General features: G+C 63.2%; 21 protein-coding genes and 1 tRNA gene. 5 read left to right on the top strand and 17 right to left on the bottom strand.

Translation table 11 applies throughout. From position 1 onward, the window contains the following. Window positions 1-15: 15 nt before the first annotated feature. The 8 genes from K1X15_RS21030 to K1X15_RS20995 all read right to left on the bottom strand — a co-directional run bounded on the left by K1X15_RS21030 (window position 16) and on the right by K1X15_RS20995 (window position 8951). A complete protein-coding gene (locus K1X15_RS21030; RefSeq protein WP_220305470.1) occupies window positions 16-645 on the bottom strand; it encodes a LolA family protein in 630 nt (209 codons plus the stop codon). Window positions 646-772: 127 nt separating this feature from the next. Further along, entirely contained in the window at window positions 773-1108 is a 336-nt protein-coding gene (locus tag K1X15_RS21025) for an ArsR/SmtB family transcription factor (protein ID WP_220305469.1), read from the bottom strand. Continuing rightward, window positions 1108-1755 carry an SRPBCC family protein gene (locus tag K1X15_RS21020; protein ID WP_220305468.1) on the bottom strand — a complete coding sequence of 216 codons (648 nt, stop codon included), beginning with the start codon at window positions 1753-1755 and terminating at the stop codon, window positions 1108-1110. The genes K1X15_RS21025 and K1X15_RS21020 overlap by 1 nt, the downstream gene beginning before the upstream one ends. 532 nt (window positions 1756-2287) lie before the next feature. Then, window positions 2288-4987 (bottom strand): DNA translocase FtsK, encoded by a 2700-nt coding sequence (locus K1X15_RS21015; RefSeq protein ID WP_220307651.1) that lies wholly within the window; start codon window positions 4985-4987, stop codon window positions 2288-2290. Between the two features lie 172 nt (window positions 4988-5159). Then, window positions 5160-6512 (bottom strand): ammonium transporter, encoded by a 1353-nt coding sequence (locus K1X15_RS21010; RefSeq protein WP_220305467.1) that lies wholly within the window; start codon window positions 6510-6512, stop codon window positions 5160-5162. A 29-nt stretch (window positions 6513-6541) separates the two neighbouring features. Continuing rightward, window positions 6542-6880, bottom strand: coding sequence for a P-II family nitrogen regulator (locus K1X15_RS21005; RefSeq protein WP_220305466.1), 339 nt, complete (start codon window positions 6878-6880; stop codon window positions 6542-6544). 324 nt (window positions 6881-7204) lie between these two features. Continuing rightward, window positions 7205-8584 carry an ammonium transporter family protein gene (locus tag K1X15_RS21000; RefSeq protein WP_220305465.1) on the bottom strand — a complete coding sequence of 460 codons (1380 nt, stop codon included), beginning with the start codon at window positions 8582-8584 and terminating at the stop codon, window positions 7205-7207. A 28-nt stretch (window positions 8585-8612) separates the two neighbouring features. Next, window positions 8613-8951 carry a P-II family nitrogen regulator gene (locus K1X15_RS20995; RefSeq protein ID WP_220305464.1) on the bottom strand — a complete coding sequence of 113 codons (339 nt, stop codon included), beginning with the start codon at window positions 8949-8951 and terminating at the stop codon, window positions 8613-8615. A 285-nt stretch (window positions 8952-9236) separates the two neighbouring features. Between K1X15_RS20995 and K1X15_RS20990 the strand changes: the two genes are divergently transcribed. After that, window positions 9237-10463, top strand: a complete 1227-nt coding sequence (locus K1X15_RS20990) for an FAD-dependent monooxygenase (protein ID WP_220305463.1) — start codon at window positions 9237-9239, stop codon at window positions 10461-10463. Between the two features lie 79 nt (window positions 10464-10542). On the opposite strand, the gene K1X15_RS20985 is transcribed toward K1X15_RS20990, so the two are convergent. The 3 genes from K1X15_RS20985 to K1X15_RS20975 are packed head-to-tail and all read right to left on the bottom strand — an operon-like array spanning window position 10543 to window position 12388. Next, complete coding sequence (locus tag K1X15_RS20985) at window positions 10543-10767, bottom strand: Trm112 family protein (RefSeq protein ID WP_220305462.1); 225 nt, start codon at window positions 10765-10767, stop codon at window positions 10543-10545. Beyond that, window positions 10767-11435 carry an LON peptidase substrate-binding domain-containing protein gene (locus tag K1X15_RS20980; RefSeq protein ID WP_220305461.1) on the bottom strand — a complete coding sequence of 223 codons (669 nt, stop codon included), beginning with the start codon at window positions 11433-11435 and terminating at the stop codon, window positions 10767-10769. The genes K1X15_RS20985 and K1X15_RS20980 overlap by 1 nt, the downstream gene beginning before the upstream one ends. Window positions 11436-11446: 11 nt before the next feature. Continuing rightward, on the bottom strand, window positions 11447-12388 hold the full coding sequence (locus K1X15_RS20975; protein ID WP_220305460.1) for a thioredoxin family protein: 942 nt from the start codon (window positions 12386-12388) through the stop codon (window positions 11447-11449). 196 nt (window positions 12389-12584) lie between these two features. Between K1X15_RS20975 and K1X15_RS20970 the strand changes: the two genes are divergently transcribed. The 4 genes from K1X15_RS20970 to K1X15_RS20955 all read left to right on the top strand — a co-directional run bounded on the left by K1X15_RS20970 (window position 12585) and on the right by K1X15_RS20955 (window position 16521). Next, window positions 12585-12659 (top strand) — tRNA-Gly (locus K1X15_RS20970). Between the two features lie 329 nt (window positions 12660-12988). Next, entirely contained in the window at window positions 12989-14350 is a 1362-nt protein-coding gene (locus K1X15_RS20965) for an alkaline phosphatase D family protein (RefSeq protein WP_220305459.1), read from the top strand. A 1003-nt stretch (window positions 14351-15353) separates the two neighbouring features. Then, window positions 15354-15587, top strand: coding sequence for a hypothetical protein (locus K1X15_RS20960; RefSeq protein ID WP_220305458.1), 234 nt, complete (start codon window positions 15354-15356; stop codon window positions 15585-15587). A gap of 196 nt (window positions 15588-15783) precedes the next feature. Then, window positions 15784-16521: a hypothetical protein gene (locus K1X15_RS20955; protein WP_220305457.1), complete on the top strand. Its 738-nt coding sequence runs from the start codon at window positions 15784-15786 to the stop codon at window positions 16519-16521. Between the two features lie 150 nt (window positions 16522-16671). Here K1X15_RS20955 and K1X15_RS20950 read toward each other — a convergent pair whose 3' ends face one another. The 6 genes from K1X15_RS20950 to K1X15_RS20925 form a co-directional block, all read right to left on the bottom strand. Continuing rightward, window positions 16672-17727, bottom strand: a complete 1056-nt coding sequence (locus K1X15_RS20950; RefSeq protein WP_220305456.1) for an ABC transporter ATP-binding protein — start codon at window positions 17725-17727, stop codon at window positions 16672-16674. Between the two features lie 20 nt (window positions 17728-17747). After that, window positions 17748-18827, bottom strand: coding sequence for a Gfo/Idh/MocA family protein (locus K1X15_RS20945; RefSeq protein ID WP_220305455.1), 1080 nt, complete (start codon window positions 18825-18827; stop codon window positions 17748-17750). Beyond that, on the bottom strand, window positions 18824-19843 hold the full coding sequence (locus K1X15_RS20940) for a Gfo/Idh/MocA family protein (protein ID WP_220305454.1): 1020 nt from the start codon (window positions 19841-19843) through the stop codon (window positions 18824-18826). Before K1X15_RS20940 ends, K1X15_RS20945 begins: the two co-directional genes overlap by 4 nt. A gap of 4 nt (window positions 19844-19847) precedes the next feature. Further along, a complete protein-coding gene (locus tag K1X15_RS20935; protein ID WP_420828385.1) occupies window positions 19848-20621 on the bottom strand; it encodes a carbohydrate ABC transporter permease in 774 nt (257 codons plus the stop codon). Between the two features lie 112 nt (window positions 20622-20733). Continuing rightward, the gene (locus K1X15_RS20930) at window positions 20734-21675 is read right to left on the bottom strand and encodes a carbohydrate ABC transporter permease (protein ID WP_220305452.1); all 942 of its coding nucleotides are present in this window, start codon (window positions 21673-21675) and stop codon (window positions 20734-20736) included. A gap of 3 nt (window positions 21676-21678) precedes the next feature. After that, the gene (locus K1X15_RS20925; RefSeq protein WP_220305451.1) at window positions 21679-22953 is read right to left on the bottom strand and encodes an ABC transporter substrate-binding protein; all 1275 of its coding nucleotides are present in this window, start codon (window positions 22951-22953) and stop codon (window positions 21679-21681) included. Window positions 22954-23221: the final 268 nt, after the last annotated feature.

Here is a 23221-nt window from a genome sequence, read left to right as displayed (position 1 = left end):
GGCGGCGCCGGGAGGTCAGCTCGCCGGGTCCTTGCCGCGATAGGTGGAGGGGAAGGTGAAGAAGTGGTTGGGGATTTCCACGCCCTTCTGCACGTCATAGAGCGAGAAGGTCAGCTCCGACCCGTCGGGCTCGACCAGCGTCCATTGTGACAGGTCCTTGGTTTCGGTATCGAAGATCAGCGAGACCTGCACCGTACCGGCCACGGTCTGGTCGACCACCGTGATCGAGAGATAGCCGTCGGTATTGGTGACGTCGATCACATTGGCATTGAGCAGGTTGATCTGCTCGCCCAGGAACTGCCGGAGCGGAATGGAGTCCTGGGGATAAGCGTAATAGGTCTCTTCGCGCCGGTCGATGACATAGAAGCCGCGCCCGATCGAGACGATCTCCTCGCGACTGGGCGGCGCATAGCGGAAGGCGATCTTGTTGGGGCGCTCGAGAAAGAAGGTGCCCTCCTGCCGGCCGCCATTGGTGTCGATCTGCAGGAACCGCCCCACCATGGTGCGAATGGCCGTATTGTGTGCGTTGATCTCGTTGATCAATTGCTGCTCTTCGGGCGTCAGGGCCCGGCTCTGGGCGAGCGCGGGGAGGACGGGCGACAGGGCAGCGGCAAGGCCGAGCATCAGTGCGGTGCGGCGAATCATCGGCGGGATTTCCTCGCGGGTCTTTTGGTAGAGCCTAACCTAGGCAGCAATTGCGGCAACAGGTGGAAAGTTCCAATGGCGTCATTGGTCACCAAATGGCGATCAATGGTCTGCACGCGCGAAGACGCTAGGGCTTTTCGCCCCTGGCCTTCTTGCCGCGAGCGACTTCGGTGGCCAGGGCCTCCATGCGCACCGGCCAGAAGACGCGGAAGCGTTCCATCCAGTCATCGATGCCGCGCAGCGGGCTCGTGTCCAGCACATATACCCGTCGCGTCCCCTCGGCCCGCACACTGGCAAAACCATTGTCCCGCAGCACCTTCAGGTGCTGACTGACGCCGGCCTGGGAAATACCGAACTCGGCGACGATCACTGTCACCACCTCACCGGAGGCATGCTCCTTCTCCGCCAGCAGCTCCAGAATACGGCGGCGAACAGGGTCACCCAGGACGTCGAATGCGTGCATCAGGACTCCAATGGGGGCTCGCCAGAATAAAAGCGCCGCGTGGCCTCGGCGGCTCGCATGGCCTGGTCCGGATCGTCGCCGCCCGCAATGGAGGCCTGTCCCCAATCCGTGCTTGCGGCTCGCACCAGGTCCTTGGCTTCCGGAGAGGTCTCCCAGCCGTTGACGCCTTCGGCCCTCACATCGTCGGCGGGGCGCTTGATGTGCTCGGCCAGCCCCAGAAGCCCAAGTTCCCAGCCCACACCAGCGGCTCCGGCGCCATAGGTGTCCCAATGCGGATTCGGGTGGGGGGCAATGTGATGGATTTCGAGACGCGTGCCGTTGCCGGCCGGCTCGAGATAGACTTCGATCCAGCTCACATGGCCCATGAACTCCCATGTGCCGGCAAAGTGCCGCTTCGGTTCGCAGGCCGTGATCGTCCCCGACGCATTACCCTCGACGGCGTAGCGCCCGCCAAGTTTGAGTTCACCCGAGACAGGAGAGAACCAGCGCCTGATGCGCTCGGGACTGGTGACGGCCTCCCATAGGTCGTTGATGTCGGTGTCATAGATGCGTGAGGCGATAAGGTCCTTGGCGGATTGCCCATCGCGCTCCACGTTGCGGACTTCCCGGTGAACAGCACCCAGATGCTCGGCAATGTCAAAAGGCATGGCGGTTTCCGTTTCCGTGTCTCTATTTCAGTCTGCACTTATATAAGTCAAGACTGAAATAGAGTCGAGAGGGAATGTCTCCGAAGCAGGACCGCGGCGTTTGAAGGGCTTGTGCTCCAGGATGGAAAATCCTCCCAAAACTAATCCCCGCCCCCCAAACCCTGCCATATCATCCCCCCATCACTCCCGCGCGGACGGACTGCAGCGAACTTTGCGGGGGGAGCCGGGCGTAATTGGGTCGCTCCAGTTGCGCGTCCAGGAAGCGGTCACCCTGCGACGAGCGTTCAATGGGGACCGGAGTCCTCTACGAAAAACCGGTACTTTGATCCGTCCCGAAGGGCAAATCTCTCCGGTGGAGAGATTTGAGGTGAGAAGGCCATAAGCGCTACGCGCGAATGGCTAGGGCGGCGACGTCTCTATTCACTTAGTTTTACTGAGACGCACGCGCCTCGGGATACGTCCAAAACACACCGCCGGCGCCTTGCGGCACCGGCGGGGATTGGACACGTCCATTGCGCAGTCAGCGCCTGGATCAGTAGCCGTCGGAATTGTTGCCGACGAGGATTTCGCGCTTGCCGGCATGGTTGGCCGGCGAGATGACGCCTTCGCGCTCCATGCGCTCGATCAGGGTCGCTGCCTTGTTGTAGCCTATAGCGAGGCGCCGCTGAATATAGGAGGTGGAGGCCTTCTTGTCGGTCATCACGATATGCACGGCCTTGTCGTAGAGCTCGTCACCCGAGCCGGCATAGTCGTCGCCGCCGGCGCCATCCTCGCCGAAGCCGCCTTCCTCGTCTTCCTCGGTGATGTTGTCGAGATAGTCGGGCGTGCCCTGGCTCTTGAGATGAGCAACGACCGATTCCACCTCGGCATCGGAGACGAAGGCGCCGTGCAGGCGCTTGGTGCGGCCGCCTGAGGCCATGTAGAGCATGTCGCCATTGCCCAGGAGCTGCTCGGCGCCCTGCTCGCCCAGAATGGTGCGGCTGTCGATTTTCGACGTCACCATGAAGGAGATGCGGGTGGGGAAATTGGCCTTGATGGTGCCGGTGATGACGTCCACGGACGGGCGCTGGGTGGCGGTGACCATGTGGATGCCGGCAGCGCGGGCCATCTGCGCCAGGCGCTGGATGGCGCCTTCGATGTCCTTGCCGGCCACCATCATCAGGTCGGCCATCTCGTCGACGATGATGACGATATAGGGCAAGGGCTCGAGGTCGAATTCCTCGCTTTCGAAGATCGCCTCGCCGGTTTCGCGATCAAAGCCGGTCTGCACCGTGCGGGTGATGGTCTTGCCCTGGTTGGCCGCCTCGGTGACGCGCTGGTTGAAGCCGTCGATATTGCGCACGCCGATCTTGCTCATCTTGCGATAGCGGTCTTCCATCTCGCGCACCGCCCATTTGAGCGCCACCACCGCCTTTTGCGGATCGGTGACGACCGGGGTCAGCAGATGCGGGATGCCGTCATAGATCGACAGTTCGAGCATTTTCGGGTCGATCATGATCATGCGGCACTGCTCGGGCGTCATCTGGTAGAGCAGCGAAAGGATGAAGGTGTTGATACCCACCGACTTGCCCGAGCCGGTGGTCCCGGCGATGAGCAGGTGGGGCATGCGCGCGAGGTCGGCAATGACCGGCTCGCCGCCGATGGTCTTGCCCAGGCAGATGGGCAGCTTGCCCTTCATCTTCTCGAAATCGGACGAGGCCAGCATTTCGCGGAAATAGACGGTTTCGCGCGTCTGGTTGGGCAATTCGATGCCGATGGCATTGCGGCCGGGCACCACCGCGACGCGGGCCGAAATGGCGCTCATCGAACGGGCAATGTCGTCGGCCAGGGAGATGACGCGGCTCGACTTGATGCCGGGTGCCGGTTCGAGTTCGAACAGCGTGACCACGGGCCCGGGACGGACATTGATGATGTCGCCCTTGACGCCGAAATCGGCCAGCACCGCCTCGAGCTGGCGCGCCATGTCCTCAAGGTGCTCGGGTGCATGTTCGGGCAAGGGGCCGCCCCGCTTGGGCTCGGCCAGGAGGCTGAGTTCAGGCAGTTCGAAGCCATGCGGCTCATCGAGCAGCGACCCCTGGGCCTCCCGGAACACGCGCTGACCCTGAGCCGGGCGCGGAGCCGGGGCAGCAACGCGGGGCGCTGCCGGATCGGCCGGGTGGAAGCGCGAATCGCCGCGCTGGGTGCGGGCGGGCACCGGCGCATCGGGCACGAAGGGCACTCCATCGTCTTCCGGTTCGTCGGGATAGTCGATGGCCGTGTCGTCGTAGTCGGGCTGCGCCTTGATGCGGGCGGAGGGCTCGAAGCTGGGCTCGACGGGCTGGGGCGCGACGTGGATACGCCGCTGCGGCGCCACCGAGACAGGCTCGCGGTCGAGCCGCACTTCCGGTGCCGCGCCGGCATGCAGCGGCGGCTCGGCATCGTGTTCGAAATCCGGGGCCTGTTCGGCCGCGCGGCGGGCAGCGTGCTCCGCCTTGGCCCGGCGGAAAGCCGTGCGCAGCGAATAGCCCATATGCACCACCGCCCCCATGGCCACTTCGACGAGGGGGTTGGGTTCGCGCTCGTCGGCTTCGGCGGCCTTGCGCGACGCGCCGGCCTTTTGCGGCCTGGCCGGAACGGAGGTCCCCAGGCCCATGGCGATCCAGAACAGCGCCAGGGCCGGCGCGGCCAGAATGATGGCGAACAGCGTCGAGGTGATGGGTTGCGGGTCGGAGCCGGCAATCATCCCCGCCAGATTGGTGAACAGCATGCCGCAAAGGCCGCCGAGCCCGGTGGGCAAAGGCCAGCTGGCTGGCATGGCGACGAAGGAAAAGACCCCCGAGAACAACACAATTGCCCCGATCCAGGAGATGAGGCGCAGTCCGGGCCTGGTCACCACATGGCGGCGGGCCATGGCCCAGCCCCAGAGCGCCAGCGGAACGACCATGACGAGCCCCGCCAGCCCCAGGAACTGGAAGGTGAGATCGGCGATCACCGCACCGGGATAACCGAGCCAGTTGGCCGCATGCTTGGCAGTGGCCAGGGACAGGGACGGGTCGTCCACCGACCAGGAGGCGAGCGAAGCCAGCAGCACGGCGCAGAGGCCGAGCAGCATGAACCCGGCCAGGCGCAGGGGGATGCGAATCGCAATGGCCGGCGGCGGCGATGGCGGGGCGGCGCTGCGACCCGGATTGCGGGTGGCGCGGGCGGGCAGGCTGCGAACTTCGTCGAGCGTGGGGACGGGATGGCTGGGCATGAACACGCATTACTCGTTGTCGGCCCGCAAACCATCGACAAGGGCCGTAATGGCTTCATGCTAGCGGGGTGGGGTTAATCGCGTGCTAACCATCAGCCCCCGCATGGATCGCTGGACAAAAAGATCGGGCGGCGCCGAGGCGCCGCCCGCAGAGATGCGATCCCGCTTTGGATCAGTTGTAGGCGCGTTCGCCGTGGGTCGAGAGGTCGAGGCCGTCGCTTTCGGCAGCTTCGGAGACTTTGGCGCCACCGAACAGGGCCTTGACGATCAGCATGGCGATCAGCGCCACGACACCGGACCAGACAACGGCCACGATGACGCTGGTGAGCTGGATCATAAACTGGCCGCCCATGTCGTAGCCGTCGAGCGGGTAGCCGCCGAAGGAGGGGTTGGCGACGATGGCCGTGCCGAGGGCGCCGACAATGCCGCCCACGCCATGGATGCCGAAGACGTCGAGGCTGTCGTCATATTTCAGCAGCGGCTTGAGATTGACCACGGCCCACAGACAGATGACGCCGGCCAGGGCACCGAGGATGATGGCGCCACCGACGCCGGAGAAACCGGCGGCCGGGGTGATGGCGACGAGACCGGCAACGGCGCCGGAGACCGCACCCAGCGCCGAGGCGTGGCCACGGGTGATCTTTTCGCCCAGGGCCCAGGCCAGCGCGCCGGCGGCAGGCGCCAAGATGGTGTTGACCAGGGCCACGGCGGTGAGCGCATTGGCTTCCAGGTTCGAGCCGGCATTGAAGCCGAACCAGCCGAACCACAGCAGACCGGCACCGATATAGGTCAGCACCAGGTTATGGGGCGGAATGGGCTCCTTCATGTAGCCGACGCGCGGCCCGAGGATGAGCGCGGCGACAAGGGCGGCCACACCGGAATTGATGTGAACGACGGTGCCACCGGCAAAGTCATAGGCCGTCTTTTCGAACAGGAAACCGCCCGCTGCCCAGACCATGTGAGCCATGGGGATGTAGGAGAAGGTGAACCAGATGGCCAGGAACGCCATGAGCGCGCCGAACTTCATACGCTCGGCAATGCCACCCACGATCAGGGTCGAGGTGATGCAGGCAAAGGTGAGCTGGAAGATGACGAACACCATTTCGGGCAGCTCGAAGCCGGCCGAGAAGGTGGCAGAGGTCGATTCGAGCGTGACGCCGGAGAGGAAGAACTTGGAGAAGTCACCCACGAAAGCGGAGAGGCCGCCCTCGGTCGGGCCGGCAAAGGCCAGCGAATAGCCATAGGCCACCCAGAGGATGGCGATCATCGAGAAGCCCATGAAGACCTGGGTCAGGACGCTCAGCACGTTCTTTGCGCGGACAAGACCACCATAGAACAGGGCCAGGCCCGGAATGGTCATGACGATGACGACCATGGTGGATACGAGCATCCAGGCCACGTCGCCCTTGTCGACAACGGCGGTGACGGTCTCGGCGGCCGGCGCTGCGGCATCCTGAGCGAAAGCGGGGAGAGCCGCCAGGAGGGAGGCCAGTGCTGCGCCCCCCAGAACTTTGGACAGTTTCATTGGAATAGTCTCCGGAATTGGGAAGCGGGTCACAGCGCCGAGGCGCCGGTCTCACCGGTACGGATGCGGGTCACGGCGAGCAGGTCGAGCACGAAGATCTTGCCATCGCCGATGCGGCCGGTCTGGGCGGCGTCTCGGATGACCGTGCTCACCTGGTCGGCCATCGCGTCGTCGACGGCGATCTCGACCTTGAGCTTGGGCAGGAAGTGAACGGCATATTCGGTGCCGCGGTAGATTTCGGAATGGCCCTTCTGCCGGCCATAGCCCTTCACTTCGGTCACGGTCATGCCGTGCACGTCGAGAGAATTGAGTGCTTGTCGGACCTCTTCGAGCCGCGACGGCTTGATAATGGCAACCACCAGTTTCATCTGACCCCCTTGGCGCCGCAGTGGCGCGAGCTGGAACGGCACCAAAGAGTCAAACCCCGTGCCAAACGAACCGGCACGAAATAACCCATCCTTTACAAGAGGTTACTGAGAGCTTGCGCAGGGCGACTCGGAAATGGGCATTTCCATGCCCATTTGTTGCGCATAATTCGGGAGACGCGCCTAAAAATCAGGCAGCCTTGCCAGGGGTGTGCAGTCCGCGCTGTTTGCGAGTGGGAAGCCTCTGTGGCGGGCCAAGAGGAACGCGGGCTGCACGCCGCTGGCAAGCGGGCGGCCGGACCGACATGGCCCGGCCGCCCTGAGTGATTACTTGAACTCGGGATAGGCCTCGACGCCGACCTCGGCCTTGTCGAGACCGAGATCCTCATCTTCCGCACTGGGGCGTAGGCCGATCGTGGCCTTGAGGATGAACCAGATCACGAAGCTGACCACGAAGGTGAAAATGCCCACGATGATGATGGAGATGAGCTGACCGCCCAGATTCGCATCGGGATTGGTGAACACCACCGCGATCGTGCCCCAGATGCCGGCGAGCAGGTGGACCGGGATGGCACCGACGACGTCGTCGATCTTGAGCTTGTCGAGCATCGGCACGGCCAGCACGACGATAATGCCGCCCACGGCACCGATCAGGGTGGCGGCACCCAGGGTCGGGGTCAGCGGCTCGGCGGTGATCGAGACGAGGCCTGCCAGGGCACCGTTGATCACGAAGGTCAGGTCGACCTTCTTGTAGATGATGGCGGTGAGGACCATTGCGGCCAGGGCGCCACCGACGGCACCGGCATTGGTGTTGGCCATGATGCGGCCGACATCGGCCACGTCACCCACCGAACCCATGGCGAGCTGGGACGCGCCATTGAAGCCGAACCAGCCGAGCCACAAGATGAACATGCCCAGGGTCGCCAGCGGCATGTTGGAACCCGGCATGGCATTCACCGAGCCATCGGCATTGTACTTGCCCCGGCGTGCGCCCAGCAGCAGGGCACCGGCCAGCGCGGCCCAGCCACCGACAGAGTGGACGACCGTGGAGCCGGCAAAGTCGAGGAAGCCGAACTGGCTGTCGAGGAAGCCACCGCCCCACTTCCAGGAGCCCTGGATGGGGTAGATGAGACCGGTCAGGACCACCGTGAAGATCAGGAACGGCCAGATCTTGATGCGTTCAGCCAGCGTGCCCGAGACGATCGAGGCGGCGGTGGCGCAGAACATCACCTGGAAGAAGAAGTCCGAGCTGGTCGCGGCGTAGGAAATGTCGTCGGCCTGGTCGGCGGTAATGCCCACCGCTTCGAGGACGGCAATGCCGAAGGCGCCGAGGAATCCGCCGGTCTCGTCCGAGCCGATCGCCCAATTGCCCAGCGGATACATCAGATTGTACCCGACGAGGTAGTAGAGCAGGCAGGCAATGGCAAAGAGCGAGATGTTCTTCAGAAGCTGCATGGAGACGTTCTTGGTGCGCACCATGCCCGCCTCGACCATGGCGAAGCCGGCTGCCATCCAGAACACCAGGAAACCGCCGATCAGCAGCAGCAGGGTGTTGAGGATGAAGACCACATCGGGGGCGACGCTGGCGGCGGCTTCCACCATTTCTTCAGCGGGAGCCGCATCCTGGGCGATGGCGGGCAATGCGAGCAGCAGCGAGGCCAAAGCGACGCCACCGGCAATCCTTAGGGGAGTTTTGAACCCTGTCATTGTGTCGTTTCTCCTGAAATCGGGGGCGTCAGAGTGCGGAGGCGCCGGTCTCGCCGGTGCGGATGCGGGTTACGGCCAAGAGGTCGAGCACGAAGATCTTGCCATCGCCGATGCGGCCGGTCTGTGCGGCGTCACGGATGGCGGCGCTCACCGCATCGGCAATGCCGTCGTCGACAGCGATCTCGACCTTGAGCTTGGGCAGGAAGTGCACCGCATATTCGGTGCCGCGATAGATCTCGGAATGGCCCTTCTGGCGACCATAGCCCTTGACCTCGGTGACGGTCATGCCGTGCACGTCGAGGGAATTGAGCGCCTGCCGCACTTCCTCGAGCCGTGATGGTTTGATGATTGCAACCACCAGTTTCATGGATGCCCCTTTCTGGCTTGGGTCTTCGATGCACAAATGGACTCAAGAGCCGTGCCAAACTGCCCATGTGACAGAAGGAACTCATGTTTTTCAGTGCGTTAGCTGGTCCAGGCGGCCGCTGACAGCATTGTGGCAAGTCTGTGGCGAGTGCCCGCCGGACAGCATTATGCCTCAATTTTGCTCAAACGTGAGTTTTTGCCTATCTGTTGCGCATTCCTGCGCCGCGGCAATGCTGCACTTGCCTCTCGCGCGGCGGAGACGGACAATGCCGGCAAGGAGATATTCATGACCAAGACGGCCGCCGAGCAGCATGACGTCATCATTGTGGGGGCCGGCCCCGTGGGCCTGACCCTGGCGCTGGCGCTGACGCGATCGGCCCCCGGCATCAGGGTGGCGCTGGTGGACCGGCGGCCGCTGAGCGTGCCGCGGGATAATCGTGCCTCGGCGATTGCCGCTGGTGTGCGGCGGGTGTTCGAGGCCCTGGGGGTGTGGGAACCGATGGCGGCGCAGAGTCAGCCTATTGCTGCCATGCACATCACCGATTCGGGCACGGGCGACCTGGCGCGGCCGCTATTCCTGCGGTTCGACGGCGAGGTGGCACCCGGCGAGCCCTTTGCCCATATGGTCCCCAACCAGGCGAGTGCCGCCGCCCTGATGGATGCCGTGGGGGACAGTATCGTCATGGTCGCCCCGGCGGAGATCAGCGACTGGTCCGGCGCCGACGCGCTGGGCCGGCTGGTGCTGGCCGATGGACGGGTGCTGCAGGCACCGCTGATCGTGGCGGCGGACGGCGCGCAATCCGGCCTGCGCCAGCGCGCCGGCATCGGCACGATCGGCCATGATTATGGGCAGACCGGGCTGGTGGCGACCATTGCCCATGAGCTGCCCCATGCGGGGGTGGCCTATGAACATTTTCGCCCGGCCGGCCCCTTTGCCAGCCTGCCGCTGCCCGGCAATCGCTCCTCGCTGGTCTGGACCGAGACCCAGGACGCGGCGCCGCGTTTTCTGGCGATGCCGGCCGAGGAACTGGCGCTCGAGATCGAGGCGGTGATGGGCTCGAGCCTGGGCCGGGTGACCCTGGAAGACAGGCTGATGGGCTTTCCGCTGCGTCTGCAGCTGGCCCGCAGCTTCATCGGGCCGCGCCTGGCTCTGGTCGGGGATGCCGCCCATGTGGTGCACCCGATCGCCGGGCAGGGGCTGAATCTGGGTCTCAAGGACGTGGCGGCCCTGGCCGAGGTGATCGTCGATGCCATGCGCCTCGGCCTCGACCATGGCTCGGTCGATGTGTTGGAGCGCTATCAGAGCTGGCGACGGCTCGACACCGCGTCCATGGCCATGGTCACCGACGGGATGAACCGGCTGTTTTCCAACGATGTGGCGCCGGTGCGGGCGCTGCGCGATTTCGGCCTTGGCCTGGTGGACCGCACCGGACCGGTCAAATCCGCCCTTATTCGCGCGGCCTCCGGCGTCGGGGGCGGTGCACCAAAACTGCTCGGTGGCATGCCCATCTGAAACCACCCGGCTTCCCCCCGATGCCCTGGGCCATGGAGGGTCAGTATGAGGCAGGTTCAGCCAGCGGGGATAAAGGCCGCTACCGCGAAAGGCGCTGCAATTCCTCGGGGTCGACATTGCGCGCTTCGTCCAGGCTCAGGAGCGGTACGCCCTTGACGATGGGAAAGGCCAATCGCGCCGCCACCGAGATCAGTTCGCTGCGGTCGGCCGAGAGCGTCAGCCGGGTCTTGGTCAAGGGGCAGACCAGCATTTCGAGGGTCTGGGGGTCCACCACATGGCGCGGATCAACAGGCGGCTCGGCCATCAGTTGATCGGCGCCGCGCCGTCCGAGCCGCCGCGCGCCATTTCATATTCGGTCATGGCAATCAGCGTTTCCGCCCGCGCTTCCAGTGTCGGGGCCTCGAGCAGGACCTGCTTTTCTGCGGCGCCATAGGGCGAGACCATGCAGCAGAAATTGACGAGGTCCGCCGTACCGGTCGATTCGATTTCTTCCCAATTGAGCTCGAAATTGGCGAACTCGGCATAATCGCGCATCATCTTGACGAAGCGGACGCGATCGACGGCCTCCTCGCCATGATCGCGGGTGAAATCGGCGGCATAGTCATCGGCCGAGATGACGCATTGCCGATAGGGCGTCATCACCGTCAACTCATGCAGGATCCGAAAGCGGGTGAGCCCTTCGAGGATGATGAAATAGCGCCCGTCGCCACTCTCTTCGAAATGCGTCAGCCGCCCGAGACAGCCAACCTTCTGCAGCGGCGCCCGGCCCTTGGGGCTTTCCTCGCTGGTGTCTTCGGGCTGGATCAGGCCGATCAGCCGGTCGCCGCGCAGGGCCGCATCGACCATTTCGATATAGCGTGGCTCGAAGATGTTGAGCGGGCGATGCGCAAAGGGCAACAGCAGCGCGCCGCTCAGCGGGAATACCGGTACGGATTTGGGCAGCTCGGCGGGGCTGGTCGGACGCTTGGGCATTGCTGATCCTGCTACGAGAAGAGCACCGCCGAGAGGAGGCGACGGCCCTTGAGCGTGGCCGGGTCCTTGGGGCCCCAGGCCTCGAAGAACTCGAGCAGCTTCTTGCGGGCCGCCTCTTCGTTCCAGGCCCGGTCGCGCTTGAAGCTGGCGACCAGGGCTTCGGCGGCCTCGATGCGCTTGCCTTCGGCATTGAGCACCACGGCGAGGTCGAGCCGCGCCTGGTGGTCGTCGGGATTGGCGGCAATGGCCGCTTCCAGCGTCGCCGCCTCGGACAGGCCCGCGGCTTCCTCCTTGAGGCGGATGGCGTGCATATGGGCGAGATAGGCATCGCCCTGGCGCTTGTCCTCGGGCACCAGATCGAGCGTCGCCTTGGCCTGCTCGATCTCGCCGGCACTCACATAGATGCCGGCAAGCCCGACCAGGGCTTCGGCATTGTCGGGAACGTGCTGGAGAATCATGCCGTAGATCTGCGCGGCCTGACCCAGCTCACCGGCGGCGGTCGCCGCCTCGGCGGCCTTGAGAGCGTCGGCAATCTGGGCTTCGAGCGAATCGGCCTGGGGCTGGCCCGCCGGAGCGCCGGAAATGAGCTTGTCGGCAAAACGCCGCACTTCGCCCTCGGGCATGGCGCCCATGAAGCCATCTACGGGGCGACCGCCGGCAAAGGCGAAGACGGCCGGGATGGACTGGACGCCGAGCTGGCCGGCAATGTGCGGGTGCTCGTCGATATTGATCTTGACCAGCTTGATCTTGCCGGCCTTTTCCCTGACCACCTTTTCGATGGCCGGGCCGAGCTGGCGGCAGGGGCCGCACCAGGGCGCCCAGAAATCGACCAGCACCGGCACCTCGAGCGAGGCATCGATGACATCGGCCTTGAAGCCGGCATCGCTGCCGTCCCGAACGAGATCGGCGGGAACCGGGGCGGCGGCAGGGGCGCCATCAAAGGAGAGGGTCATGGTTTCAACTCTTCAGCAGGCGGTAAAACAGAGTGTTGGCGGCCTTTTTGCGCCCGCCAACGGGCTTGTGGCAACCCCCGATTCCCACAGGCTTTGGCGAAGATGACATTATCGCAAAAAACCGGGTTGCATTCGGATCGGCGATTGGGCATATAGCGCCCGTCGCCGCACTTACAAGTGCTGGAGACAACGGAGCGCGGGTGTAGCTCAGGGGTAGAGCATAACCTTGCCAAGGTTAGGGTCGTGGGTTCGAATCCCATCGCCCGCTCCAATTTCCAAGCTGTGGCAACGGCTTGGTGCAAAGGGTCCTTCGGGACCCTTTTTGTTTTTCTCCCATCACGATTTGCATCGCGGGATGGCCGGATCGGGCCGGTCGTGGAACAGTCACGCCCGGCTGGTCACAGAACCGTGCAACGACAAGAGCTTTGGGAGAAGAGCCATCATGACATTGCGTCCAAACCGGAGACATTTCCTTGCATCCGGCCTTGCCGCGGCGGCCGTGTGGCCGCTGCTGGGTTCGGTCAGGGCGGCCCAGTTCGACACCGACCCTTTTGCGCTGGGCGTGGCCTCCGGCTCGCCAACGGCCCAGAGCGTGGTGCTGTGGACGCGGCTGATCTTTCCGATGCCACGCCGAGCCCGGCCGATGCCTTCACCTTCGCACCCGCCGCCCAGCACCCGCCCATGGATGTCGCCTGGGAGATCGCGGATGACGAGGGCTTTGCCCATGTGGTGCAGTCCGGCATCGTCACCGCCAGCGAGGCGCTCGCCCATTCGGTGCATGTCGAGGTCACGGGGCTGACGCCGGATCGCTGGTATTTCTATCGCTTCCGCGCCGGCGATGCGCTGAGCCCGGCGGGACGCACCCGCACGGCCCCGGCCGACGGCGCCGACAATGCGCGCTTCAGCCTCGCCTTTGCCGCCCGCCAGCAATATGAGCAGGGCTGGTACAGTGCCTATCGCGACATGGCGGAGCGCGACCTGAACCTGGTCGTGCATCTGGGCGACTACATCTACGAAAAGAGCTATGGGGCCCAGCATGTGCGCTCGCACGGCACCGGGGCGCCCTCGCTGCTGTTCGAATATCGCGACCGCTACGCGCTCTACAAATCCGACCCCGACCTGCAGCTGGCCCATGCCCGCTTTCCCTGGCTCTTCACCTGGGACGACCACGAGGTGGTGGACAATTATGGCGCCGGTGCTTCGCCCACCGACCGCAATCCGGAGGCCTTCCGCAAGCGCCGGGCGGCGGCCTACCAGGCCTGGTACGAGCATATGCCGGTGCCCCCGCTGGCGGCGCCGAAATTTGACGACCTGCGCATCTATGGCCATCACCGCTTCGGCAATCTGCTCGATCTGACCCTGCTCGATGCGCGGCAATATCGCGATCCGGCGCCCGAGGCGCCGCAGCCGGCCGATCCCGACCGCTATTCCATGCTTGGCCGCGAGCAGGAAGCCTGGTTCGACCGGACCATGCAGGCGGGCCGGGCCAATTGGTCGATCATCGGCCAGACCACCCTGCTCTCGGCCCGCGACCTCGAACTCGGGCCGGGCACGCGATACAGCGATGATGGCTGGGACCATTACCGCTCCGGGCGCGAGCGGCTGCTGGAGAGCGTGCGCCGGGCCGAGCGGTCCAACCCGCTGGTGATCGGCGGCGATTTGCACGCCTTTTACGCCGCCGATGTGAAGGCGGCGGACGGGGCGCTGGTGGCCAGCGAATTCGTCACCGGCTCGATCACCTCCAACCCGCCGGCCGAAGCCGCGTTCGACGCGGTAATGGCGGAAAACCCGCATATCAAGTTCGGGGATGCGCGGCGGCACGGCTATTCGCTGCTGCACCTGGCGCCGGACCAGGCCCGGGTGGAGCTGATCGCGGCCGACCGCAAGGACCCCGAGGCGGTAGCGGCGAAATTCCAGGAATTTGCGGTGCTCGATGGGATGCCGGGGGTGAACCGGGTTTAGGCGTGGACCTGTCAAAGACCCTTCCGCCGGACAATGGCCGTGCCGAAGCACCGGATGGCGTGATCGCCTCCGGTTGAGAAGATGGACGTATCCCGAGGCGCGTGCGTCTCAGTAAAATAGCAAAATAGAGACGTCGCCGCCCTAGCCATTCGCGCGTAGCGCTTATGGCCTTCTCACCTCAAATCTCTCCACCGGAGAGATTTGCCCTTCGGGACGGATCGAAGCACCGGTTTTTCGTAGAGGACTCGGTCCCCATTGAACGCTCGTCGCAGGGTGACCGCTTCCTAGACGCGCAACTGTAGCGACCCAGCTACGCCCGGCTCCCCCCGCAAAAGTTCGCTGCAGTCCGTCCGCCGCGGGAGTGATGGGGGGATTATGGGGGATGGTTGAGAGGGCGGGGATTACTTTTGTTTTGTGGCGCTTCTTCAAGAGGATATCCCCATCCGCCCCCCTGATAGGGGAGGCGTAGTGCAGCGGTTGTTGTAGCTCGCGTGCCAAACTCGGCCGCTTCCGACGCCGGTCTGATCACCGAGCTCACACGATGGGGCAACCATAACCTGCCGCCTCCCCACCCACCGCGCGTCACCCTCGGCCTTGAGCCGAGGGCTCTTCACTTGACGATCTCGTCACAGAGGTCGCGCCCATTCAGACTTGTGTCGCTTCACAGCGCCCCTGCCAAACCCCCAAAGTACAGGGCCCTCGGCTCAAGGCCGAGGGTGACGACCTGAGGGGTGGAGACAATGAGGCAAATCGGGAGGACGGCTCACGACCTCGTTTCGGCCGTTAGCACCAACGACGCGGTTGCCCGAAACCTGCCATTGCGATCGGTGACGCAGACGGCCGGTTGCTGCTTGGCTGTCCAACTATGAAGGGGCCATTAAGCATGCGTTTGCCCGTCACTAGAAAGCTACTGCTAGGGTGTTACAACAATAGGCTTGAGGGACACCGCTTTCTGGGTGCAGGATCAACAGAAGTTTTTCATCAGTTTGGCACCGGAGGCGGCATGAACAAGGCCAGCTTTCCGTGGAATTGGTACTGGTTAACCTTAGGCGTTATCGCAGTCATCACGTTTGGACCAGCGGCCCTCTTTTTGGTTGCCATTCCAACTAATCGAATAGACTGGGCTTATACGGGGTTCTTTGGCTTCTTTTGGTACAGCTTACCGATTGGACTTACCCTTTCCGGAGTCTGGTTGGCTGCGCTGTGCCTCCACTTGGCACGAAGCCAACCAAAATGAGCCGAGAGCTCAGAATGCTCCGCTTTCCACGAGTTAACAGCCTAAAGCCGACGGCCGCTTCCGACCCCATGTCGGTCGATTCCTGCATGGCTACCCGACCATAAAAGCAGTCATTAAGCATGAGTTTGCACGTCACTAGAAAGGTATCGCCAGGGTGACGATAAGAAGCTTGAGGGCGCTGGTGCAGGTTCGGCAGATGTATTTCATCAGATACTTTGGCGTCATTCTGACGTTGGCCATCGGCTTCGTTGTTGCGACCGGCTTTCTGGTGGTCAATTTGGGCCTGCCGATCCTACGGCTCGCTGCAGACCGGGTAACTGTCACCTACGAGGTGACTGCGACGGTCCGAGTAAATGGCGAGCTGCGAAGCGGCTCCTCGCTGCAGCAGGGCATCATCTCCCGCAATGATTTCTTCGGTTCGCAGCGCTTGAACACCACCACTCGCATCCTAGGAGAAGCGGTTGCGGTGCCAATCACCGATCACAACTACCTGCTTTTCACTTTACACACCGTGCCTGGCAACAGATCCTATGAAGGGGTCATGACCTCACCGTGTCGGGATATCTTCGCCTATAGCGGTTCGGAAAGACCTACGGCAGATGCAATCTTGGCGAATGCTGCGAATTTCACGGGCCCTTGCGACCTATCTCCGGATAGAGTGCCGCTGATGCTGGCGGTAACAAACTCGTCAGAGCCAGTCGGATTTCAAGTTGCCACTCCCTCGACTTTGGCAGACGTGTTTGGTCGGCCTGTAGAGTTCGTCTCCCTTTCGTTCCGTCGGACCGAAGATCCGTTGCGGTTCGATCTAGATAAGGTCTTTCCGTGGCTGAAGACGGCACTAGGCCGGAAGGTCAACATGCCTGTTCCGTTAAAGCCCAACGGTCAACTTTCATCATTCTATATCTCATACATCAGCACCGGATCGGGCGAATGAACTGATCGAAGCTTCGGAATTGGTCAGCTTTTCGTCATCTCGAGCCGAAAACCGCCAGTCCGCTCTCCACCCCATTCCTGCCAAAGCAAAACACCCCCGGGCTGGGCCCGAGGGTGACGATGTCTGGTTGCGATGGGGTCTCACCCTGCCCTATCGCAGGGCCATGCCCTCGGCGTCGAAGATGTGGGCCTTGGCGGGGTCGACATAGGCGGCGACTTTCGAGCCGATTTCGACATTGCGCTGGCCTTCGAGCACGATGGTGAGCGCCTGCCCGTCGGTGGTGGTGGCATAGACCACGGTCTGGCCGCCGAGATTTTCGACCAGGTCCACCGTGACATCGGCGAATTTGACGCCCGAGCCATCGGCGATGGTGATGTGTTCGGGGCGGATGCCGAGCGTGGTGGCGCCGGCGACATTGCGCCCCAGATCGAGGTTGAGCCCACCGGTCTTGAGCGTGCCGCCCTCGGCGCTGGTGGTCATGAAATTCATCTTGGGCGAGCCGATGAAGCCGGCCACGAAGAGATTGCGCGGATTGTTGTAGAGCTCGAGCGGGGCGCCGGCCTGCTCGATGACGCCGCTACGGAGCACCACGATCTTGTCGGCCATGGTCATGGCTTCGACCTGGTCGTGGGTCACATAGATCATGGTGTTACCCAGATCGTTGTGCAGCTTGGCGATCTCGACGCGCATGGCGACGCGCAGTTCGGCGTCGAGATTGGACAGCGGCTCGTCGAAGAGGAAGATTTTCGGTTCGCGCACAATGGCGCGGCCGATGGCGACGCGCTGGCGCTGGCCGCCGGAAAGCTGCTTGGGCTTGCGCTTCAGAAGCGGCTCGATCTTCAAGATTTCGGCGGCGCGCTGGACGCGCTCGGCGATCTCGGCCTTGGGCATCTTTGCCGTTTCGAGGCCGAAGGCGAGGTTCTGGTAGACACTCATATGCGGATAGAGCGCATAGGACTGGAACACCATGGCAATGCCGCGGCGGGCCGCCGGCACCTCGTTCATGCGCTGCCCGTCAATCAGGAGGTCGCCACCGGTGATCGGCTCGAGCCCGGCGATCATGCGCAAAAGGGTGGACTTGCCGCAGCCCGAGGGGCCGACAAAGACGGTGAAGTCACCCGGCTCGATGGTCAGGTCCACACCGTGGATCACCTGCACATCGCCATAGGCCTTCTTGATCTGTCTGAGCTGGATGGAGGTTGCCATGGTCTTGTCTCCTGGCAGGGTCAGCGGAACTCGGCCGGGACCCAGCTCTCATAGAGCGGGTGATCGGGGCCGAGGGGCAGCGTGACTTCGGAATGGGTGGACGAGGAGTGATAGAAGGCGGTGACCAGCTCCAGCGCCCGGCGGCTGTCGGCGCTGGTGACGGGCAGTTCGCCCTTGCCGAAAATGGCATCGTGGAAGCGGGCCATCTGCGTCTGGAAGCGGCTGGGCACGTGCTGCCAATTGGCGAGCAGCGTGTCGATGCGGTCGCGCACCTCGTCATTGCGCGGCAGGATCTTCCAGAGTTCCTTGCCCGGATTATAGGGGGCGTGGTCGCTCTCGATGGTGACGTTCTCGAACTGCAGGCGGATGCGGGTGATCTCGTCGACCGAGCCCAATGTGGCGGTGAAGCTGGCCAGCGCCCCGGACTTCATTTCCAGCGAAGCGGAAATGGTGTCTTCGACCTCGATCGGGTTGACGCGGGTGGCGACGCGGCCAAAGACGCGGGCGATGTCGCCCATGAGATAGGTGAAGATGTCATGCGGGTGGATGGCGTGGCCCATGAGCACGCCGCCCAGCTCGGTCTTCCACTTGCCGCGCCAGGGCACGGCATAATAGGGGGCCTCGCGGCGCCACATGGTTTCCACCGTGCCGCAATAGGGCTTGCCGGCAATACCGGCATCGATGACGGCCTTGGCCTGCTCGATGCCATTGCCGAAGCGATACTGGAAGACCGGCATCAGCTTGCCCTTGGCGGTCTTTTCGACCTCGAGGATGGCATCGACATCCTTGAGCGAGCCGACCAGCGGCTTTTCGCAGACCACATGCTTGCCGGCTGCCAGTGCCTGGGTCACCATGGAGAAATGCGCACCGGGGGGCGTGCAGACGTCGATGATGTCGATATCGTCCATGGTGAGCAGATCGTCGAAATTGACGATGCGGCGCTCGATGCCGAATTCCTCGCCGACCTGGTCAAGCCGTTCGGGATTGAGGTCGCACAGGGCCAGGACCTTGAACTTGTCGGCATTGGGCAGATAGCCCTCGACGATATGGCTGCGACCAATGCCGCACCCGACGACGGCGACGTTCAATACCCGGCTCATTGTGCCCACTCCGTACCCTGTTCGGCCATCTGCTGCGCCGTCAGCGCCAGTTTCATGGCGTTGAAGCAGCGCTCCTGCGGCATGGCCGTCTCGGTGCGGTTGCGAACATCGTCCAGGAACTGGCGGCCGAACGGCAGGTCGACCCCGGAGCAGTCAACATGGCGGACACCCTGCCTGTCCACCAGGAAGAGGTGGTTTTCGCCGGGCCGGCCGGCGATATCGACATATTTGCGCAATTCGATATAGCCCTCGGTGCCCAGAATGGTCAGGCGACCGTCGCCCCAGGTGGGCAGGCCTTCGGGGGTGAACCAGTCGACCCGGATATAGCCCGAGGTGGTGGCGGTGCGAATGTGAGCGTCGCCCACATCCTGCAGGCCCGGCTTTTCCGGATGGCCGCGATTGGCGACGCTGGCCGAGACCACTTCGCCATCCATGGCGCCCGAGAAGAACAGGAACTGCTCGAACTGGTGGCTGGCGATGTCACACAGAATGCCGCCATAGCGCTTGCGGGTGAAAAACCATTCGGGGCGGTTGTTGAGCCGGAGCGAATGGGGGCCGAGGCCGACCGTGTTGACCACCTGGCCGATGGCCCCGCTGGCGATGAGATTACCGGCTTCCACGGCCGCAGGCACTTCGAAATGCTCGGAATAGAGCACCGAGAAGATGCGGCCGGTTTCCTTCTGGACGCGTTTGATCTCGTCGAACTGGGCAAAGGTGGTCATGCCAGGCTTGTCGGTCAGCACGTCCTTGCCGTGGCGCATGGCGGCCAGGCAGATATCGGCGCGGTCGCCGGGGATGGCGGCGGTAACCACCACGGCGATCGAGTCATCCTCGAGGATCGCGGCCGGGTCGGAAACCCTCCTGGCTTCGGGGAAGCGCTCGGAGAAGGTCTTGGCGAGATCGTCCTCGATGGCATGGAAGGCGACGAACTGGGCGCCGGCGCGCTTCAGGCACTCCACCTGGCCATAGATATGGGCGTGGTTGATGCCGATTGCGGCAAACTTGATGTCAGACATGGAATTAGCGTTTCATACCGGTCGTTGCGATGCCCTCGATGAGCAATCGCTGGAAGAGAAGGAAGAAGACGAAGATCGGCACGATCGAGAGCACGCTCATGGCAAACAGGCCGCCAAAGTCGCTCTCGCCGGTGGAATCCACGAAGGTCCGAAGGCCGAGCATGACGGTGTAGTCCTGCATGCGGTTGAGATAGATCAGCGGGCCAAAGAAATCGTCCCAGGTCCAGATGAAGGTGAAGATGGCGGCCGTCACCAATACGGGGACTGACAGCGGCAGCATGATCTTCCAGTAGATGCGCCAGGCACCGGCGCCATCCATCATCGCCGCCTCGTCCAGCTCGCGCGGAATGCCGCGGAAGAACTGCACCATGAGGAAGACGAAGAAGGCGTCGACGGCGAGGAACTTCGGCACCACCAAGGGCAGGATGGTGTTGACCCAGCCCAGGTCGCGGAACAGCACATATTGCGGGATGAGCGTGACCTGGCCGGGCAGCATCAGCGTCATCAGCATCAGCGCGAACCAGACATTGCGGCCCTTGAACTGCAGGCGGGCAAAGGCATAGGCGGCCATGGAACAGGCAATGAGATTGCCGACCACGCAGAGGAAGGCGATCACGAAGGAGTTCATGAAGAACACCGAGAAGCTCACCCGCATGGCGTTCCAGCCACGGAAATAGCTTTCGATGTCCCAGCTCAGGCTCGGCCAGATGCCGGACATGAAGATCTCGTTTTCCGGCTTGAACGACGCCGCGAGCAGCCAGAGCAGCGGATAGAGCATCAGGATCGACGCGGCGATCAGCACTATATGGGCGAGCACCGAGAAGATGCGCTTGCGCAGGCGAGCCGCCGGATCGTTTTCCGCGCCCGTCACCACGGTTAGTTTTGGGGCATCAATCGTCATAGTGCACCCAGTATTTGCTGGTGAGGAAGGAGAAGGCGGTGAAGCACGCAATCAGCAGCAGGAGGAACCAGGCCAGTGCCGAGGCATAGCCCATGCGGAAATAGCTGAAGGCCTCGTTGTAGAGATAGAGCGTGTAGAACAGGGTCGAATTGATCGGCGAGCCGGTGCCATTGGAGATGATGAAGGCGGGGGTGAAGCTCTTGAAGGCCTCGATGGTCTGGATGATGGCGTTGAAGAACACCACCGGGGTCAGCAGCGGCAGCGTGATCTTCCAGAACTGGCGCCACTTGCTGGCGCCGTCGAGGCTGGCGGCCTCGTACATGTCCTGGGGGATCTGCCGAAGGCCGGCCAGGAAGATGATCATGGGCGAACCGAACTGCCAGACCGAGAGGATGATCAGGGTCCAGAGCGAGAATTTCGGGTTGGAGATCCAGCTCGGGCCGATAATGCCGAAATTGGCCAGGAACTGATTGACCAGGCCGTCGCCGGCAAAAATCTGGCGCCACAGAATGGCAATGGCCACCGAAGCGCCCAGCAGGCTGGGCAGGTAGAACATGGCGCGATAGAGCGGGAGGCCCTTCATGCCCCGATTGAGCAGGATGGCGATGGCCAGGGCGAAGGCCAGCTTCAATGGCACCGAGAAGAGCACGAAGGTGAAGGTGACCTGCATGGACTGCGCAAAGCTGCGGTCATTGGTGAACATGCGCTGGTAATTTGCCAGCCCAACCCAGTCGGGGGAGGTCAGAAGGTCGAAATCGGTGAAGCTGAGATAGAAGGACGAGATGATCGGCCCGAGTGTGAGACCGAAAAACCCGATGAACCAGGGCAACAGGAAGAGATAGCCGGGGGCGTGGTTTTGCCACGCCCTCGACCATTTCGACGTGCCGGATGCGGCGTCTTGCGGAGCCGCTTCTGCCGCATGCACAGTCATTTGTTATGCGTTCGCCCGTGCGAGGATGGCGGCGGCTTCTTCGACGAAGTACTTGCCGGCGTCTTCGGCGGAACGGGCACCGAAGGCCACTTCCTGGCTGATCACGCGGAGCAGGTTGAGGTCGATTTCACCCGCAGCGGCCGGCGGCGACGGGGGCAGCGCGCCCACCAGGTCACCCAGATTGGCCACGAAGTTCAGAGCGATCTGGCTCTGTTCGTCGAGCGTCGGGGTGATGGCTTCACGCACGGCCGAGTTGCACGGAATACCGCGCTCGACGCCGAGAATCTTGCCGGCCTCTGCGTCAGTGACGAAGTAGTTGATGAAGGCCGCTGCCGCTTCCTTGTCGGCCGAGGAACCACCAACCGAGAAGAACATGGACGGCTTGCGATAGTGACCGCCACCCACACCGGGCGCGATGCGCGGATAGGAGGTGATGGTCAGCTCGTCGTCGTTGATCGACTGGTGAATCACCAGCTGGTTGGAATTGGAGGGCATCATCGCCGCCTTCTTGGTGGCGACCATGCTCGATTCCGGGGTGCCGGTATCGAGGGCCTGGGTTTCCGCGTCGACAATATAGCCCTTTTCGCGGAAGCCGTTCCACATGGCGAACCATTCGATCATGTCGTCGGCGCCGAAGCCGAGCTTGCCGTCGGCGGTATAGAGCGCCTGGCCGCGCTGGCGGAGCCAGTTGTCGAGCATCGGCTCGGTGCCCGAACCGTCGGAGAAGGCCTTCATGGTACCGGCGGCCTTGAAGGCTTCACCGAGGCGTTCAAGATCGGCATAGGTCCAGGAATTGTCCGGGGTCGCTTCGCCAATGGCCTCGAAGGCCGCCTTGTTGACCAGGGTTGCCACCGAGTTGGCGCCCAGCGAGATGCCGTAGAGCTTGCCGTCGACCTTGCCGCCTTCGAGCTGGTCGGCGTCGAATTCGCCCAGATCACCGATCACGTCGTCGAGCGGGGCAATGGCATTGCGGGTCGCGTATTCGACGATATAGCGGTAGTCCATCTGGATGATGTCGGGGGCGGTGCCACCGGCCGTCTGGGTCGCCAGCTTGGGCCAGTAGTCGTTCCAGCTCAGGAACTCACCGGCGATGTCGCCATGACCGCCTGACGCGTAAAGGTCGGTCACCGCATAGGTGCGGTCGGCGCGGGCCTGGCCGCCCCAGAAAATCAGGCGCAGGGCATTCTGGGCCCAGGCCGGGCTGATGCCAGCCGCACCCGCGGCCAGAAGAGCCGAAGATCCCATCAGGAACTGACGGCGTCCGAGTCGAATTGTCATGTCTTTCCTCCCATGAACAGTTGCCGTTCCGGTGTCCGGAACGAAGAGTGGCCAGCGGCCTCCCCGCCGCTAAATCACCAACTGGTTACTACGTTAGGGACCGTGTTGTGATTGTCAATCACTACAGACCCCGGGTTTTGTGCGGATGACGGCAATGCCAGTGCACAAATAACCAGCCAGTTACGCCCTTACCATACAAGCCGCGCCGGCGGCAACAATCTTGTATGGAAGTTATTCCGACACGGTAACCAGCATCTTCTCCTCTGTG

This window comes from Devosia salina (assembly GCF_019504385.1).
Classification (GTDB): domain Bacteria; phylum Pseudomonadota; class Alphaproteobacteria; order Rhizobiales; family Devosiaceae; genus Devosia; species Devosia salina.
Note: the sequence above shows the minus strand (reverse complement) of the source record. Positions and strands in the feature narration are given on the sequence as shown.

Coding starts and splice junctions, on each gene's coding strand:
- K1X15_RS21025 (WP_220305469.1), bottom strand. CDS start 1,108: ATGCACGCATTCGACGTCCTGGGTGACCCTGTTCGCCGCCGTATTCTG.
- K1X15_RS21030 (WP_220305470.1), bottom strand. CDS start 645: ATGATTCGCCGCACCGCACTGATGCTCGGCCTTGCCGCTGCCCTGTCG.
- K1X15_RS20960 (WP_220305458.1), top strand. CDS start 15,354: ATGAACAAGGCCAGCTTTCCGTGGAATTGGTACTGGTTAACCTTAGGC.
- K1X15_RS20955 (WP_220305457.1), top strand. CDS start 15,784: ATGTATTTCATCAGATACTTTGGCGTCATTCTGACGTTGGCCATCGGC.
- K1X15_RS20945 (WP_220305455.1), bottom strand. CDS start 18,827: ATGAGCCGGGTATTGAACGTCGCCGTCGTCGGGTGCGGCATTGGTCGC.
- K1X15_RS20950 (WP_220305456.1), bottom strand. CDS start 17,727: ATGGCAACCTCCATCCAGCTCAGACAGATCAAGAAGGCCTATGGCGAT.
- K1X15_RS20940 (WP_220305454.1), bottom strand. CDS start 19,843: ATGTCTGACATCAAGTTTGCCGCAATCGGCATCAACCACGCCCATATC.
- K1X15_RS20930 (WP_220305452.1), bottom strand. CDS start 21,675: ATGACTGTGCATGCGGCAGAAGCGGCTCCGCAAGACGCCGCATCCGGC.
- K1X15_RS21005 (WP_220305466.1), bottom strand. CDS start 6,880: ATGAAACTGGTGGTTGCCATTATCAAGCCGTCGCGGCTCGAAGAGGTC.
- K1X15_RS21000 (WP_220305465.1), bottom strand. CDS start 8,584: ATGACAGGGTTCAAAACTCCCCTAAGGATTGCCGGTGGCGTCGCTTTG.
- K1X15_RS20975 (WP_220305460.1), bottom strand. CDS start 12,388: ATGACCCTCTCCTTTGATGGCGCCCCTGCCGCCGCCCCGGTTCCCGCC.
- K1X15_RS21010 (WP_220305467.1), bottom strand. CDS start 6,512: ATGAAACTGTCCAAAGTTCTGGGGGGCGCAGCACTGGCCTCCCTCCTG.
- K1X15_RS21015 (WP_220307651.1), bottom strand. CDS start 4,987: ATGCCCAGCCATCCCGTCCCCACGCTCGACGAAGTTCGCAGCCTGCCC.
- K1X15_RS20980 (WP_220305461.1), bottom strand. CDS start 11,435: ATGCCCAAGCGTCCGACCAGCCCCGCCGAGCTGCCCAAATCCGTACCG.
- K1X15_RS21020 (WP_220305468.1), bottom strand. CDS start 1,755: ATGCCTTTTGACATTGCCGAGCATCTGGGTGCTGTTCACCGGGAAGTC.
- K1X15_RS20990 (WP_220305463.1), top strand. CDS start 9,237: ATGACCAAGACGGCCGCCGAGCAGCATGACGTCATCATTGTGGGGGCC.
- K1X15_RS20985 (WP_220305462.1), bottom strand. CDS start 10,767: ATGGCCGAGCCGCCTGTTGATCCGCGCCATGTGGTGGACCCCCAGACC.
- K1X15_RS20995 (WP_220305464.1), bottom strand. CDS start 8,951: ATGAAACTGGTGGTTGCAATCATCAAACCATCACGGCTCGAGGAAGTG.
- K1X15_RS20925 (WP_220305451.1), bottom strand. CDS start 22,953: ATGACAATTCGACTCGGACGCCGTCAGTTCCTGATGGGATCTTCGGCT.
- K1X15_RS20935 (WP_420828385.1), bottom strand. CDS start 20,621: ATGCTCTATCCGCTGCTCTGGCTGCTCGCGGCGTCGTTCAAGCCGGAA.